This window comes from Nonomuraea sp. NPDC005730 (genome assembly GCF_040630865.1).
Taxonomy (GTDB): Bacteria; Actinomycetota; Actinomycetes; order Streptosporangiales; family Streptosporangiaceae; genus Nonomuraea.
In genome coordinates this window covers 22,036-37,606 of the sequence record NZ_JBEXYK010000044.1, presented here as the reverse complement: position 1 = coordinate 37,606, position 15,571 = coordinate 22,036, and the positions used below count along the sequence as shown (strand labels likewise).

The 15,571-nt window shown below is 72.7% G+C and carries 14 protein-coding genes; 10 read left to right on the top strand and 4 right to left on the bottom strand.

Annotated elements, in window-relative coordinates; translation table 11 throughout:
- The first annotated feature begins 22 nt into the window (after positions 1 to 22).
- The 6 genes from ABZ444_RS35365 to ABZ444_RS35340 all read left to right on the top strand — a co-directional run bounded on the left by ABZ444_RS35365 (position 23) and on the right by ABZ444_RS35340 (position 10,737).
- A complete protein-coding gene (locus tag ABZ444_RS35365; RefSeq protein ID WP_358006738.1) occupies positions 23 to 2,050 on the top strand; it encodes a hypothetical protein in 2,028 nt (675 codons plus the stop codon).
- Between the two features lie 6 nt (positions 2,051 to 2,056).
- Positions 2,057 to 3,877 (top strand): UvrD-helicase domain-containing protein, encoded by a 1,821-nt coding sequence (locus ABZ444_RS35360; protein ID WP_358006735.1) that lies wholly within the window; start codon positions 2,057 to 2,059, stop codon positions 3,875 to 3,877.
- A gap of 48 nt (positions 3,878 to 3,925) precedes the next feature.
- On the top strand, positions 3,926 to 5,770 hold the full coding sequence (locus tag ABZ444_RS35355; protein WP_358006732.1) for a sigma factor-like helix-turn-helix DNA-binding protein: 1,845 nt from the start codon (positions 3,926 to 3,928) through the stop codon (positions 5,768 to 5,770).
- Positions 5,771 to 5,786: 16 nt separating this feature from the next.
- Positions 5,787 to 7,106, top strand: coding sequence for a cysteine--tRNA ligase (locus ABZ444_RS35350; RefSeq protein ID WP_358006729.1), 1,320 nt, complete (start codon positions 5,787 to 5,789; stop codon positions 7,104 to 7,106).
- Between the two features lie 119 nt (positions 7,107 to 7,225).
- Positions 7,226 to 9,712: a penicillin acylase family protein gene (locus ABZ444_RS35345; RefSeq protein WP_358006867.1), complete on the top strand. Its 2,487-nt coding sequence runs from the start codon at positions 7,226 to 7,228 to the stop codon at positions 9,710 to 9,712.
- Between the two features lie 173 nt (positions 9,713 to 9,885).
- Positions 9,886 to 10,737 carry a hypothetical protein gene (locus ABZ444_RS35340; protein WP_358006726.1) on the top strand — a complete coding sequence of 284 codons (852 nt, stop codon included), beginning with the start codon at positions 9,886 to 9,888 and terminating at the stop codon, positions 10,735 to 10,737.
- 15 nt (positions 10,738 to 10,752) lie between these two features.
- Here ABZ444_RS35340 and ABZ444_RS35335 read toward each other — a convergent pair whose 3' ends face one another.
- Complete coding sequence (locus ABZ444_RS35335; protein ID WP_357974386.1) at positions 10,753 to 11,175, bottom strand: hypothetical protein; 423 nt, start codon at positions 11,173 to 11,175, stop codon at positions 10,753 to 10,755.
- A gap of 75 nt (positions 11,176 to 11,250) precedes the next feature.
- On the opposite strand from ABZ444_RS35335, the gene ABZ444_RS35330 reads away from it, so the two are divergent.
- Positions 11,251 to 12,216 (top strand): hypothetical protein, encoded by a 966-nt coding sequence (locus ABZ444_RS35330; RefSeq protein WP_358006724.1) that lies wholly within the window; start codon positions 11,251 to 11,253, stop codon positions 12,214 to 12,216.
- A gap of 320 nt (positions 12,217 to 12,536) precedes the next feature.
- On the opposite strand, the gene ABZ444_RS35325 is transcribed toward ABZ444_RS35330, so the two are convergent.
- Entirely contained in the window at positions 12,537 to 13,181 is a 645-nt protein-coding gene (locus ABZ444_RS35325; protein ID WP_358006721.1) for a helix-turn-helix domain-containing protein, read from the bottom strand.
- A 52-nt stretch (positions 13,182 to 13,233) separates the two neighbouring features.
- On the opposite strand from ABZ444_RS35325, the gene ABZ444_RS35320 reads away from it, so the two are divergent.
- On the top strand, positions 13,234 to 13,677 hold the full coding sequence (locus ABZ444_RS35320) for a VOC family protein (RefSeq protein WP_358006718.1): 444 nt from the start codon (positions 13,234 to 13,236) through the stop codon (positions 13,675 to 13,677).
- 112 nt (positions 13,678 to 13,789) lie between these two features.
- Positions 13,790 to 14,032 (top strand): hypothetical protein, encoded by a 243-nt coding sequence (locus tag ABZ444_RS35315; protein ID WP_358006715.1) that lies wholly within the window; start codon positions 13,790 to 13,792, stop codon positions 14,030 to 14,032.
- A 15-nt stretch (positions 14,033 to 14,047) separates the two neighbouring features.
- On the opposite strand, the gene ABZ444_RS35310 is transcribed toward ABZ444_RS35315, so the two are convergent.
- Positions 14,048 to 14,389 carry a hypothetical protein gene (locus ABZ444_RS35310; protein WP_358006712.1) on the bottom strand — a complete coding sequence of 114 codons (342 nt, stop codon included), beginning with the start codon at positions 14,387 to 14,389 and terminating at the stop codon, positions 14,048 to 14,050.
- 53 nt (positions 14,390 to 14,442) lie between these two features.
- On the opposite strand from ABZ444_RS35310, the gene ABZ444_RS35305 reads away from it, so the two are divergent.
- Positions 14,443 to 15,054: a TetR/AcrR family transcriptional regulator gene (locus tag ABZ444_RS35305; protein ID WP_358006709.1), complete on the top strand. Its 612-nt coding sequence runs from the start codon at positions 14,443 to 14,445 to the stop codon at positions 15,052 to 15,054.
- Between the two features lie 8 nt (positions 15,055 to 15,062).
- Here the strand turns inward: ABZ444_RS35305 and ABZ444_RS35300 are convergent, their stop codons facing one another.
- On the bottom strand, positions 15,063 to 15,557 hold the full coding sequence (locus ABZ444_RS35300) for a flavin reductase family protein (protein WP_358006706.1): 495 nt from the start codon (positions 15,555 to 15,557) through the stop codon (positions 15,063 to 15,065).
- Positions 15,558 to 15,571: the final 14 nt, after the last annotated feature.

Genomic DNA, 15,571 nt, shown 5'->3' with positions numbered 1-15,571 from the left:
CGCGTGGTGGCGAAGCCTGCCCATGCCGCTGGTGCTCGCAGCCATCGGCCCGGAGTCGCTGGGCGAGCTGCTGACGGAGATCGCGCTGGAGCACTGGCCGGCCGCCGCCGTCGGTGACGTCCTGCCGGCTCTGCACGTCCTGGACCCGGACGAGGCCGACGAACCCGCCGTCGCCATCGCGCTCGACCGCGCCGGGTCGTGGACGGGGCTGCTCTCGCTGACCGGGCGGGAGCTGGTGGACCAGCCGTTCATCCAGGCCCGGCCGGTGCTCAACACGCTGTTCGGGGCGGTGCTCGTCCGGCTGGCGCATCCGTACGCGGGTGGGCGGCAGGTCGAGGCGCACGTACCGGCGGCCCTCGCGGCCCCGGCGGACGCCGTCGTGGCGGCGGACGCCGTCGTGGCGGCGGACGCCGTCGTGGCGGCGGACGTCGCCCATGAGCCCGCCTTCCATGAGGGCGAGGCCGTCGAGGAGGCGGCTGACCGTGACGGCGAGCGGGTGCTCGACGCCGACTCGGAGCCGGTCGTCGAGGAGGTGCCGCGGCCCGAGCCCGAGCCCGTGCTCGACGCCGCCGAGGAGCCCGCGCCCGAGCCCGCCGCCGAGGAGGCGTCCGCGCTGGAGGCCGAGGGGGTCGGCGGCGAGCCGGAGCCCTTCTCCCCGGAGGACCACGACGAGCCCGCCGACGTCCCTGAGGTCCCTGAGGTCCCTGAGGTCCCTGAGGTCCCTGAAGGGCGGGACGAGGAGCCGGCCGGGGCCGCACAACCCGAGGCCCCCGCGGACCACACTGAGCCCGACGAGGCGGACGCCGAACACCTTGAGCACCAGGCCGACGCCGAGCACGCCGAGCCCGAGCCCGAGCACGCCGAGCACCAAGCGGACGTGGAGCACGCTGAACCCGAGGCCGAACACGCCGACCCCGAGGCCGACTCCGAGCACGCCGAACCCGACGAGGGCGACGAGATCGACGAGGCGGGCGGCGAGGAGTTGCCCGAGCTGATCGAGGCCGCGTTCGCCGGGCTCGACGACAAGAGCTGGGCCGTGGCGCAGAACCGCGTCTTCACCGACGAGCCCTCGGCGGTCGACCAGCTCGCCAGGCTGTTCGCCGTCCCCCCGGCCGACATCTCCGCCACCGAGCAGGAGCTGCGCGCCCGCCTCGACCAGTGGCTGGCCAGCGAGGAGGCCGCGCCGTACCGCGCCCACCTGGACGAGCTGCGCAGGACGCTGGGCCCGGCCGCCCCCAAGGAGCAGCTGATCGGCGCGGCCGACTGGCACGCCAGGGAGATCCGCGCGCTGGAGGTGCCGGCCTGGCAGTTCGTGCTGGCCACGCTGCCCGCGCAGCCGAATCCGGCGGCGGAGTTCCAGCAGCCGCACTCGGCGTTCGGCGCGATGCAGCCGCCGCCGCCCTTGCCGCCGCCGCCCATGCCACCGCCGCCGCCCCCGGCCGGTCCGCCCGGTCCGCCGCAGTTCCAGGCGTTCACGCCGGCCCCGCCGCCGCCCGCGGAGGGCAACGGCGGCCCGGAGCAGAACAAGCCGTACCAGCCGCTCAAGGACGTCTCCCAGACCAGGCGCTGCTTCCGCCAGCCGGACGGCCGCTGGTGGCTGCGGATCGACGTGACCGCCGAGCAGCTCGCCGGCGGCGAGTGCGCCCTCCCGACGGGCTTCGCGGCCTACCTGGGCCTGTCCCCCGGTGAGAGCCGGGCGGTCAGGAGCGCGGCGGGCGAGCTGACCATGACCTGGCACGGCAGGCCGGTGCTGGAGTCCATCGAGCGCCTGCTCGTGGACGTCGGCGCCAAGGAGGGCGGCCACCTGTTCCTCACGCTGTCGGACGAGGGCGTCCTGCGCGCCCGTCATCTGCCGGTCGCCGCCCAGAACGCCGAGAGCATCACCAAGGCGCTGCGCCTGGTCGGCTACACGGCGCCGGGCGGCACCCGGGACCAGGCGGCCAGGGTGATCGCGACGAGGATCGGGCTCACCGGCCCCGTCGGACTGCCCGACCTGCTCACCAGGCTCCGCGAACGCGGCGACCGCGACCTGCTCGCCCTCTTGGACTGACCGCCCGTGCCGCGGCTCGCGATCGGCCCTGACTTTCCAGGGGAGCTCGGCGCACTGGCTCAGCCGGTGCGCAGGGACGCCGTGGTCGCGCTGCGCCGGTTCCTGCTGAACGTCTCCGGAGCCCCGCACCCCGAGCGGGTGCGGGGCTGCCGGGACGCCAAGGTCGCCACACTGCGCCTGGCCGACGGGCACCGCGGCGTGGTGGTCCGGCAGCGCGACGTCTACTGGCTGCTCGCCGTGCGGCCCGATCCGGAGGCGTGGTCGTACGCCCAGCGCCACCGGTACGGCGTCAACCCCGTCATCGGCGTCGTCGAGGAGTGGGACGCCGAGACCCTGGACCGGGTCGAGCCCGCCTTACGCAGGTCGGCCCGCCCCTCGCGGCTGTTCGAGCAGATCTGCGACGGCGACCTGCTCGCGCTCGGCATCGACGTGCACGCCCTGCCCCTGGTCAGGCTGATCTCCACCGAGGCCGACGTGGCCGCGCTCGAACCGCTGCTGCCGCCCACCCAGTACGCGCCGCTGGCCGTCCTGGCCCGGGGCGGCACGCTGTCGGAGGCGTGGCGCGAGCTGGACAACTGGCGCGCCCGCGACGAGGAGACGGGCGCGATCGACCCCGACGACCTGCACGCGGCACTGCTGCGCAGCCCGGACCGCGCGGTGTTCGCCGCCGACAAGGTGGAGCTCGACCGGGTGCTCGGGGCCCCGGACTGGTGCACGTTCCTGCACCCCACGCAGCACCGGCTGGCCAGGGCCGGACGGTACGAGCAGCCGGTGCTGGTCGTGGGCGGCGCGGGCACCGGCAAGACGATCATCGCCCTGCACCGGGCGGCCCACCTGGCGGCGCGGGGCAGCGGCCCGGTGCTGCTGGTGACGTTCTCACAGAGCCTGGCCGAGGAGCTGGCCGGCCGGCTGGACGTGCTGATCGACGACGAGACCGTGCGCAAGCGCGTCGAGGTGGACAACGCCGAGCGCCTGGCCATGCGGATCGTCGCCGACGCGGAGGGACGCCGTCCCGCCCTGGTCGGCCCGGGGGCCCGGTCGCTGGCCCAGCTCACCGACGAGGCGATCAGGCTGCTGTCGATCACGACCGGCGACCTGCTGGACGACGTGGAGCCGGGACGCAAGCCGTACCGGCACATCGTGGTGGACGAGGCGCAGGACGTCAGCCCGGCGCAGTGGCGGCTGCTGCGGGCGGCGGCGCCGCACGCGCACGACGACCTGTTCGTGGTGGGCGACCCGCACCAGCGGGTGACCGACACGCGGGTGGCGCTCGGCGCGGTGGGCATCCCGGCCGTCCAGCACGACCTGCGGATCTCCTACCGGCTGCCGCAGGAGATCCTGTCCTACGTGGTCCGGCTGCGCGGCGGTGGCCCGGCGAACGGCCTGGTCAAGGGCGTGGCCGAGCTGTTCGGCTACCGCGCCACGCACAACGGCCGGCGGCCGGTGGTCCGCTCGTACGACACACCCGGGTCCGAACTGGCCGGGCTGCGCACCACGGTCGGCGGCTGGCTGGCGGACGGCGTGCCGGAGGGTGAGATCGCCGTCGGGGCGCGCACCCCCACGCTGGCTCGCGCCGCCCGGGAGGCTCTGGACGGGCTGGACGTGCGCGTGGCGACCTTCCAGCATCTGAAAGGGCTGGAGTTCGAACGGGTGGCACTCGTCGGCGTGGCGGAGGGCGTGGTGCCCGGATCGCTGCCCGAGGAGCCGGCCGCGCGGGCTCGAGCGCTGCAACGCGAGCGGAGCATACTGTTCGTCGCCTGCACACGGGCCCGAACGATGCTCTATATCTCGCATTCCGGAAGGGGGAGCCCATTTCTGTCCCCCTGATCACATAGTCTGAACTGCGGATATCTTCCCTTTGCCGGTTGGACCTCAATGAACCTCAGCCTGAGCGACCTCGCGCCACCCCTGCGCTGGACCTCCCCTGGTCAGATCGCGCCGATCGTGGAGGAGCCCCAGCTGCCCGAGGCCTGGTGGCAGGCGATCCCCCTCGACCGCGCGTGCGCGATCGTCGGGACGCAGACCGTGGCGGGTCACCTGGCCGATCTGGCCGTGGCCTGCTGGGGGCACCTGCTGCTCGGCGACATCCTGCCGCTGCTGCGTTTCTCCGACCCCGCCGAGGCCGAGCGCACGCCGGAGTCGCTGGGCAAGGACGTGGTGCAGAAGCTGTTCGCCGGCGTGTTCGAGCGACTGCTCGAACCCGCGCCCGCCGCCCTGCCCGTCCCGGCCCGGCCCGACAAACCCCTTCCCGAGCTGATCGACGCGGTGTTCGCCGCGCTCGACGACCGGCAGCGCGCCATCGCCCGCGACCGGCTCTACGCGGCGCAGCGGGCCACGCTCGACGAGCTGGCGCAGCGTTTCTCGGTCACCCGCGAGCGGATCAGGCAGATCGAGCGGGACCTGCGCGACCACGTGGAGGCCTGGCTGGGCTCGCCGGAGGCGGCGGCGCTGGTGGCGCACGTGACGTGGCTGAGGGGCAGGCTGGGGTCGGCGGTCCCGGCCGACGACCTCGCGGCCGCCGTGCCGTGGCACCGCGGCGACCTGCGCACGCTGGGCATCCCCGCGTGGCGGTTCATCCGGACGCTGCTGACCGGCTACGAGCAGGCCGACGGGTGGCTGGTCTCCGGCGGGGCCGACGAGCTGCGGGAGAAGACGCGGCAGCTGTTCACGGACGGGCCGCGGCCGCTCGGCGAGGCGGTGTCCATGGTGGCCCAGCTCGGCGTCCGCGAGGACGTCGCCGAGCGGTGGATCCTCGCCGTGCCGCAGCTTCGGGTGCTCGGCCGGCACGTGGTGCCCTGGCCGCGCAGCATCAACGAGAAGGCCGAGGCGGTGCTGGCGGTGGCGGGCACGCCGCTGTCGCCCGAGGAGATCCAGGAACGCATCGGCGAGGACTACAGCCTGGTCGGCATCCGCAACCAGCTCACCGCCGACGAGCGCTTCCACCGGGTGGACCGGAACAAGTACGGGCTGACCAGGTGGGGCGGCGACGAGTACCTGGGCATCAGGGAGATGATCGCCAGGGAGATCGAGCGAGCCGGCGGCGAGGCCTCGGTGAGCACGATCGTGACGAACCTGACCTCTCGCTACGACGTGAGCGAGAGCTCGGTGCGCGCCTACTCGGGCGGCCCCGGGTTCGAACGCACCCAGCGGGGCTGGATCAGGGTGGCCGGCACGTCCCCCACCGGGGAGTCGGAGCCGTACCAGCCGCGCAAGGACGTCTCGGAGACGCGGCGCAGCTTCCGCTCCCGCGACGGGCGGTGGTGGCACCGCGTGGACGTCAACGCCGAGCACCTGCGCGGGTCGGGCTCGCCCCTGCCGACCGGGTTCGCCGCCTATCTGGGCATGGCTCCCGGCGGGTCGCTGACCGCCTCGACGCCCTCGGGCGACGTGGTGATCAGCTGGCACAACCAGCCGACCATGGGGTCGATCCGCAACGTGCTGGCCGACTTCAAGGCGAGCGAGGGCGACCACGTGTTCCTGACCGTCTCCGACGGCGGCGAGCTGCTGACCCGCTACCTGCCCGCGGCCGCCGTGGCAATGCCGCCGCTGAACCGGGCGCTCTACCTCATCGGCTACACCGCCCCGGTGCACTCCGAGATGGAGGGGCTGCGGCTGATCGGGGCCCGCATCGGGATGCCCGACACGGCCACCCGCGAGGAGGTGCTGGCCAGGCTGCGCGAGCGCGGGGACAGGGACATCCTCGGCTTCCTCGGCGGGTGAGGGCTAGGCTCGGGTGATGTTGCGGATCCACGACACCCGGGCCAGGCAGGTCGAGGAGATCGCGGGCGGGCGGGCGCTGCGCGTGTACACGTGCGGGCCGGCGCTGCACCGCCGCGCGCATCTGGGCGACCTGCGCGCGTACGTGCTGTCCGACCTGGTCAGAAGGGTCCTGGAGGGGCGGCGTACCCGGGTCGTGGCCGGCCGGCACGTCGCCGACCTCGGGCGTCCCGGCGAGGAGCCGTCGGCGCGCGACCTGGTCCGCGCCCACGAGGAGGCGTTCAGGGACGACGCGGCCGCGCTCAACCTGCGGCCGCCGGAGCACACGCCGCGCGCCGGGGAGACGGTCGACCTGATGATCGAGCTGATCGCCGGGCTCGTCGAGCGGGGGCACGCCTACCCGGCGCCGGACGGTTCGGTGTACTTCGACGTACGGACGTTCCCGGCGTACGGGGAGATCTCCGGCACTCGTCTGGACGACCTCAAGCCCGCCGGCCCGATCGACGCCGCCGATCCGCACAAACGTTTCCACGCCGACTGGGCCCTGTGGCGGGCCGCCGACGGCGACCAGTCCCGGGACGCGCCCTGGGGGCGTGGCCTGCCCGGCCCGCACGTGGCGTGCTCGGCGCTGTCGCTGCGCTTCCTCGGCGAACGGATCGACCTGCACCTCGGCGACACCGGCCGGCGATTCCCGCACCACGAGGACGAGCGCGCCCAGTCGGACGCGGCGACCGGCCACGAGGTGGTGCGCCACTGGGTGCACGGCGAGCGCCCGCTGTTCGACGGGCGCGAGATGACGGAGTCCGCGGGCAACGCGGTGCTGCTGTCCGACGTGGTGGCGGCGGGGCTCGACCCTCTGGCGGCGCGCCTGGCCTTCCTCGGGCACCGCTACCGGGAGCGGCTCGATCTCGGCTGGGACGTCCTGCGGGCCGCCGACCGCACGGTGCGGCGGTGGCGGGCGCGGGTGGCCGAGTGGTCGGAGTCGCCCAGCGCGCCCATGGCCTCGTCGTACGCCGAGCGCGTCGGCGCGGCCCTCGACGACGACCTGGACACCCCGGCGGCGCTGGCCGTCCTGCGGGAGCTGGAGCTGGACGGGTCGGTCGCGCCCGGGTCGAAGTTCGAGACGTTCCTGCACCTGGACCAGGTGCTGGCGCTCGACCTGTCCACGGAGATCGGCAAGCCGCGGGTGCCGCCCGCCGGTGCCGGTGAGCTGCTGGCGCAGCGGGAGCGGGCGGTGGAGGCCAACGACTGGGCGGCGGCCGACCGGCTGCGGGACGAGCTGGCCGACCTGGGGGTTCGCGTCACCGACACCCCGGAGGGACAGAGCTGGGCCCTCTGACCGGGAGACCCCCGCGCGAGGCCGCTCCGACCACCTGAGACGGCCGGAGCAGTGAGCCGGTACTGCCAGACTTGTTCCAGTTCGGCAAGATGGAGGTATCGGTGAGACCCTTTGCGTGGATGCCGTGGCCTTTGCGGTGGCTCGCCCGGGTGTTGACCGTGCTTCTCGTGCTGGCGCTCGTGCTGGCCGGGGTCCTGGTGTACACCGTACGGAAGTCGTTCCCGCAGGTGGACGGGTCTTTGCGGCTGCCGGGTCTAGCCAGGAACGTCGAGATTTATCGCGATAAATCGGGGATCCCGCACATCTATGCCGACACTGCGGCCGACCTGTTCATGGCGCAGGGTTTCGTCCACGCCCAGGACCGGTTCTTCGAGATGGACTTCCGCCGCCACACCACCGCCGGACGGCTCTCCGAGCTGTTCGGCAAGGCCACGCTCGGCAACGACAAGGCGCTGCGGACCATGGGCTGGCGCCGGGTGGCCGAGCAGGAGCTGCCCGGCCTCGACCGGCAGACCCAGGACTTCCTGGCCGCGTACGCCAAAGGGGTGAACGCCTGGCTGGACGCCAACCCCAACGCCTCCGACCGGAGCCTCGAATACTCGGTGCTCAAGCTGCAGAACGGCGAGTACCGGCCGGAGAGGTGGACCGCGGTCGACTCCGTCGCCTGGCTCAAGGCCATGGCGTGGGACCTGCGCTCCAACATGGAGGACGAGATCGACCGCGCCCTGGCGCTGACCAGGCTGCCCAAGGAGCGCGTCGACCAGCTCTACCCCGGCTACCCCTACGACCGTCACACCCCGATCGTCGGCGAGGGCGCGCTCGCCCAGGGCCGCTACGACCAGCAGGCCGAGCCGCGGATCGGCGGCGTCCGCGCGCTCTCCCAGGCCGCCGCGACGCTCGACGCCGTGCCGAGCACGATGAGCAGCGAGGAGCGCGAGGGCATCGGCTCCAACTCGTGGGTGGTCTCCGGCGAGCACACCACGAGCGGCAAGCCGCTGCTGGCCAACGACCCGCACCTGTCCCCGCAGATGCCGTCCGTCTGGTACCAGGCCGGGCTGCACTGCAGGAAGCTGTCCGAGCAGTGCCCGTACGACGTCACCGGGTTCACCTTCTCCGGCGTGCCCGGCGTGATCATCGGGCACAACGACAAGATCGCGTGGGGGTTCACGAACCTCGGGCCGGACGTGGCCGACCTCTTCCTGGAGAAGGTGGACGGCGACACGTACCTGTACAAGGGCGAGCAGGTCAAGCTGGAGACGAGGCAGGAGCAGATCAAGGTCGCCGGCGGCGACCCCGTCACGATCACCGTGAAGAGCACCCGGCACGGCCCGCTGATCAACGAGGTGATGGCGGACGCCCGCCCCAGCGGCGAGGCGAACGCCGTGGCCCTGCAATGGACCGCCCTCACCCCCGGCAGGACCGTGGACGCGATCTTCGCGCTCAACAAGGCGGGCGACTGGCCCGAGTTCCGCTCGGCGGCGGCGCTGTTCGAGGTGCCGTCCCAGAACCTGATCTACGCCGACACCAGCGGCAAGATCGGCTACCAGGCGCCCGGGCGCATCCCCGTACGGGAGAAGGGCGACGGCACCTGGCCGGTGCCCGGCTGGACCGGTGAGTACGACTGGAAGGCCGCCCCCATCCCCTACGACCAGCTCCCCACGGTGGAGGACCCGGCCGAGGGGTTCGTCGTCACGGCCAACAACGCCGTCATCGACCCCCGCCGCTACCAGCCGCTGCTGACCAAGGACTGGTCCTACGGCTACCGCTCCCAGCGCATCCGCGAGCTCGTCGAGTCCGCGATCGGCAAGGGCAAGATCGACGCCGGGACGATGTCGGACATCCAGCAGGACACCTCCAACGAGTTCGCCGGGACGCTGGTGCCCGCGCTGCTGCGGGTGGACCTGGCCGGGGCCGCCCGCCAGGCCCGCGAGCTGCTGCGGACGTGGGACCACTCCCAGGGGCTCGACTCCGCCCCCGCCGCCTACTACAACGCGGTGTGGCGGCACCTGCTCATGCTCACGTTCGACGACGACCTGCCCGAGCAGGTGTGGCCCGCCGGTGGCGACCGCTGGTACGACGTGGTCGCCAACCTGCTCACCGCCCCCGACGACCCCTTCTGGGACGACGTGACCACCAAGAACCTCACCGAGACCCGCGACGACATGCTGCGGCAGGCGATGGCCTCGGCGTACCAGGAGCTGTCCGAGCTGTTCGGCACGGACGTCAAGTCCTGGAAGTGGGGCGACCTGCACCAGCTCGAACTGGTCAACGGCACGCTCGGCACCTCGGGCCTCGCGCCCGTGGAGGCGCTGTTCAACCGCGGCCCGTTCGCCGTGCCCGGCAACAAGGACGCGGTGAACGCGACCGGGTGGAACGTGCAGAAGGGGTACGGGGTCACGGCGGTGCCGTCGATGCGCATGGTCGTCGACCTGTCGGACCTGGACAAGTCCCGCTGGATCAACCTGACGGGCGCCTCGGGGCACGCCTTCCACGACAACTACTGGGACCAGGCCGAAGCCTGGGCGCGGGGCGATCTGCTCCCGATGTACTCAAAGCCCGAGTCCGTGAAGAACGCAGCCATCCACACCCTCACCCTTTCCCCCTGACCCCTCACCGCCGCCCTCCCTGAGGGCGCGTCCTCCCTTTTCGAGGGCGTGTCCTCGCTGGAGGACGGCCTGGCGAGGGCCGGGTGCCGCGCCCGGTGTACGACCGTGGTTGTAGTCGAAGGCCAGACCGTGGTCCGACGCGCCCGGACCCCGGTCGCTGTCAGCATGGCCGCATGAATCGCCTCCGGTACTCCGATCGCCTCTGGTACGCCGTCGGGATCTTCCTCCTGCTCGTGGGCCTGGCGCACCTGGGCGTGCTCGTCGTGGCCGGCGGCCCGTGGGAGGGGGCCGTGTCGTGGCGCAAGCCGTTCACCTTCGGGGTGTCGTTCGGCTTGAGCGTGCTGACCCTGACCTGGGTGTCCCAGTGGTTACGGCTGCGTGCCCGCGCGTTCGTCCTCGGGGCGTTCGCGGTGGCCTCCACGGTCGAGGTGGCGCTGATCACCCTTCAGGCGTGGCGCGGCGTGCCGTCCCACTTCAACATGGAGACCCCCCTCGACACGGCCATCGCCCGCACGCTGGCCGCGTTCGGCATCACGCTCATCGTCATCGCGATCACCATGACCGTCGCCGCCTTCCGCCCGGCGCCGGAGGTCGCCCCGAGCACCCGTCTGGCCGTACGCGCCGGCTTCGCCACGCTGCTGGCGTCCATGGTCTTCGGCGGCGTGATGATCGCCCGTGGCGTCGTGGCGGTGATGACGGGCAACCAGCAGTTCGCCTACACGGTGGCCACCGCGCTCAAGCCGGCCCACGCCGTGCTCATGCACGGGGTGCTCCTCCTGCCGGCCCTGTCCTGGCTGCTGTCCCGCACGCTCCCGTCCGAGGGCCCGCGACTGCGAGCCGTACGCCTGGCCACCTGGGCGTACGTCGCGGTGGCCGCGCTGGTCTCCGGCCTGGCCGTGGCCGGGGTGGCGGTCGTGGGGCCGTCCACGGCGTCGGTGTTGTCGGCCGGGGTGATCTCGGCCCTCGCCATCGCGGCGGTCGCGCTGGGCCGGTTCAGCCCCCGCCTCGGCCAGGCGAAACATTGAGATCGGGGTAATGGGTCAGCCGTTATGCCGTCGTCTCCGCCACCACACGGGCGCGCGCGGATAGCCACCGTCGTCCAGGTCGGCCAGCCGCTCGAACACGTTGTACGACGCCTGATGCCCGCACACGACGACCGACAGGAGCATGGCCAGCAGGTAGAGCGGGAGCATCGGCAGTCCGGCGCAGCAGGCCCACTGGGTGGCGTGCCGTCCTTCGTGCCGGATGAGCCGGTCGTCCAGCTCGTCCCACCTGGTCAGGACGACGTTCCCCACCGTGAACGCGCCCGCGACGGGGAAGCGGTAGCGGTAGCCGAAGGCGAGGATGAGCCCGTCGGGGCCGGGCCGGCGGGCCGCGCCGCCGACGAACGAGATGAGTAGGCCGAGCGGGGTGGCGAGGTTCAGATAGTTCACCGCCCGCCGGAACCGATAGCGCCTGTTCATGCGTCTCAGTCTTGACCAATCTTGACAAGTCGGAATAATGATCTGCGTCCTGAAATCTCCCATAAGAGCAGGATTATGAGATTTTCCATCCTGGGCGCGCTGCTCGGCGCTGTTGCACTGGCCGGAGCCGGCGGAGTCGCGATCACCCAGACATCAGCCACCGATCCCCTACGTTCCACCGATTCTCCTTCCGGCGCGCAGGTGGCGTTACCCGTCGCCGCGACCCCGACGGCCACGCCCACGGCGACGCCCTCGGTCGGGGATTACACCGCCACGACGAAGGTGGTCAAGAAGAAGGGCGTCTCGTACTTGAATGTGTCCGTCAAGTACGACGGAGCGGCCCGCTTCACCGTGAAGCAGAAGGTGTGCAGGAGCAAGTCCTGCAGGAGCGCCACCGCCCAGATCCCCGTCACCACCGGGGCCGGGCAGACCACGAAGAAGCTGGGCAAGGGCACGTACAAGGCGAGGGGCAAGCCGGCCGTCAAGGTCAGGCCGCTCCCCTGGCCGACCCGCACCGTGACGGTCTCGCCGACCGCCACGGCCGCGCCGAGCGCGACGGCGACCGTGACGTCCACGGTGACCGAGCAGGCCACGGTGACCGCCACGGTGACCCAGCCCGGCCCGACCGTGACCGTGCCCGGCCCGACGGTGACCGTGCCGGGGCCGACGGTGACGTTCACCTGTCAGCCCGCTCCGCCGACGTCCCCGCTTCCGCCGACCGAACCGCCGACCGCCACGCCGTCGCCCTCGGTCTCGGAATCCCCGGACGTCCCGGACGCCCCGGCCCAGGCCCCCGCCCCACCGCCGAGCGACACGCCGACGCCGACCCCCACCCCGACGCCGACGCCGACCGCGACGGACGTCCCGACCGACGACCCCACAGGCGCCCCGACCGACGTCCCCACGGACGTCCCGACGGACATCCCGACGTGCGCGCCACCCACGGATCTCCCCTCCGAGACCCCGACCCCGACCGTGACCTCCACGGACACCGGCGCCCCCACCGACACCCCCACCCCGCCGGAGCCCCCCACCCAGTAACCGCCGACCGGCATTACGCATGACCCCGGGCCAGGCCCCAGCGCCTGGCCCGAGTCATGTCCCGCCCCCTGTCCCCAATCACCCAGCCTCGGCCCCCTCCCGCAGCCGGGACCTCAACTCACCCCAGCCCCCTGTCGCACCGCGGCTCCATGTCCCCCGGCCCCACATCGCATCCGGGACCCAACTCGCCCCGGACCGATGTCCCACCGCGGCTCCATGCCGCACCCCGCCCCCACATCGCACCCGGCTCCGCCGCACCGCCGCGTTACCGCCGCCTGCCTTGCCGGGGCTCGTGATCGGGTACGCCCGGGACGCATGGGTCACTGTGGGGGTGGGGTGGTGGTGAGCAGGCGGGTGAGGGTGTCGGTGAGCCAGCGTTCGTAGGTGTCGGCGTCCCAGCTCATCATCCCCCGGCCCAGCAGGTACGTCTCCGTGTGCACCAGGACGGCGGTGGTGTCGGCCAGCCAGTCGAGGTCGTGCCCGCCCGCCAGGAGCCCGTCGGCGGCCATCTTGTCCCAGAAGGCGCGCATGTTCGCGCGGGTGGCCTCGCGGCCGGCCCGGGCGGCGGCGGCCAGGTCCGGCTCGGTGGGAGCGGCCTGCAGGGCGACGGCCAGCAGGTCGCCGGCGCGTTCGGCCATCTGGCGGCCGGCCCCGGCCAGGGCGGCGATGCGCTCCTCGGCGGTGGGGGCGGTGCCGGCGCGGACGTACCAGTCGCGGCCGGTGATGTCGACGGCCGCGCCGTCCCCGGCGTAGGCGACGTCGACGCAGCGTTTGAGCAGCGCGGCCTTGGTGCCGAAGCGCAGGTAGACGGTGCGGTCGCCGACCTCGGCGGACCGGGCGACGGCGGTCAGGGTGGTGGCCGCGTAGCCGTTGCGGAGGAACAGCTCGGTGGCGGCGGTCAGGATCTTCTCCTCGGTGGCGGCGATGCGGGCGGCGCGCAGATCGCGCTTGACGGGGTCCGGCATAGAATGCAGTATAACTGCATCGATGCAGTGCAACTGCAAGGAGGGGATTCCCGTGTCGCACCTCCCGCGCCTGGACGGCGTGCACCACCTCAAGCTCCCGGTCACCGACCTGGACCGTTCCCTGGCCTGGTACCGCTCCCGGTTCGGGTACGAGATCGACATCGAGTTCGTCGAGCAGGGCGTGCCGATGGGTTATGCGCTCGCCCATCCGGACGGCGGTCCCGTACTGGCGCTGCGGCTGGACCCGGAGCGGGCCAACGCCGCCGCGGGTTTCGACTACTTCGCCATCGGCGTGCCGGACAAGCAGGCCATCGAGGATCTGGCCGCCCACCTGACCGCGTCCGGCGACAGCCACGCCGGCGTGCACGAGGCGACCATCGGCTGGATCCTGCCCGGCCTGCACGACCCGGACGGCCACGAGATCCGCTTCTACACCACGCAGCCGCTGCCCCCGCGCGAGCGGCCCGCCCCCACCACGGCGGACGCGGACGAGTAGCGCCGGAGCAGCGCCCCCCGTCCGGCCGAGACCTCCTGAGGGGCGCCATGCCCGTGGTCCGCAACCAGAACGGGCGCCTGGAGGTCTTCGCCCGCGGCCAGGACGCCCGCCTGTGGCACAGCTGGCAGCAGGCTGGTCGCGGTGGGACGGAGGGCTCGAGAACGACCGGCACCGCCCGCTGGGCACCTTCCCCACCGTCGGGCAGAACCACGACGGCAGGCTGGAGACGATCGTGATCGCCTCCGACGGCCTCAGCCCCGTGCACTCCTGGCAGCATCAGCCCAACGGCGACCGGCCATTGGCAGAACAAGGCCGGCCGGTACGCGCCCCGGGGCCGGGCCTCCGCGAGTTGTGAACCCGGCCGGTCACCTCACGGAGCAGGGCCGAGCGGCCCCCCGGACGGGACGCCGCCCGCCCCTTCCTTGAGCTCGACGAAGATCGCGTGCGACTCGGTGCCGCCGATGTTCCGCCCCGCGTGCTCCTGGGCGCCGACCCACCGCGCCTGCCCCGCCTCCAGGTCCAGCTCGACCTGTTGCGCGCCCGAGGTGAGGCGGCGGCTGAAGGACGACAACGTGACCATCACGCTGTCGGGATGGCCGTGCGGGCTGGTCGAGTCGCCCGGCCGGTCACGGTAGCGCAGCACCCTGACCCGTTCGTTCTCGAAGATCACCGTGTACAGATCCGGGTTCGTGACCACGGGATCGGCGCTCATGGACCACCTCACAGGGCGAGTCAGCTACATGGGACGACGGTACCATGATGGGCATGTCGGTACCATATGAGCAGACCGGCCGCCACCGGCAGAAGGCCCGCACCCGCACCGCCCTGGTCGAGGCCGCCCGCAACCTGCTGGCCGACGGCGCGGACCCCACGGTCGAGGACGCCGCCGCCGCGGCCGGCATCTCCCGCACCACCGCCTACCGCTACTTCCCCAACCAGAACGCCCTGCTGACCGCCGCGCACCCGCAGATCGAACAGACCTCCCTGCTCCCCCCGGACCCGCCCGCCGACCCCGTGGCGCGGCTGGACCTGGTGATGACCGCCTTCACCCGGCTCACCCTCGACTGGGAACCACAGCTGCGCACCTCGCTGCGCCTGTCCCTGCGACCGGGCGCCGAACAGCCGCACCTGCGCGGCGGCCGGGCCATCGGCTGGATCGAGGACGCCCTCACCCCGCTCCTCGACACCCACCCCGGCCTGGACGTCCACCACCTGGCCGTGGCCATCCGCGCGGCGACCGGCATCGAGTCGCTGGTCTGGCTCACCGACATCGCCGGATACACCCGGCAGCGGGCGGCCGACACCATGCGCTCGTCGGCGCGGGCGCTCCTGGTCGCCGCCCTCGACCAGCACGCCCGCCCCACCGGCCAGGCGTAGCCGCGGGATCAGAGGTTCTTGTACCGGCCGTCGTGGTAGAGCAGCGGCGAGCCGTCGGCGGGGGTGCCGAGGGCCGTCACCTGGCCGAGCACGATCGAGTGGTCACCGCCGTCGTACACCGCCGTCGTGGTGACCTCGACCGTGGCCAGGGCGCCCGTGAACAGAGCCACCCCCGACTCCCCGCGATGGTGCTCCCAACGGGCCAGTTGCCCGTTCAGCGGACGGCCGCGGTGGGCGAAGAAGCGGGAGGCGTCCTCCATCGAGGCGTGCAGCACCGACACGCCCCACACCCCGGCCTCGATCACGGCGTCGTGGAAACGGGCCACCTTCTCGGCGCAGAAGAGCACGAGCAGCGGGTCGAGGGACACCGACGTGAAGGAGTTGACGGTCATCGCGTGGTCCACGCCGCCGAGCCGGGTCGTGACGATCGCGACTCCCGTGGCGAAGCGGCCGACGACCTTACGGTAGCTTCCGGGGTCCACATGCCGCTCTATGGAATGCACGACGTTACTTTATG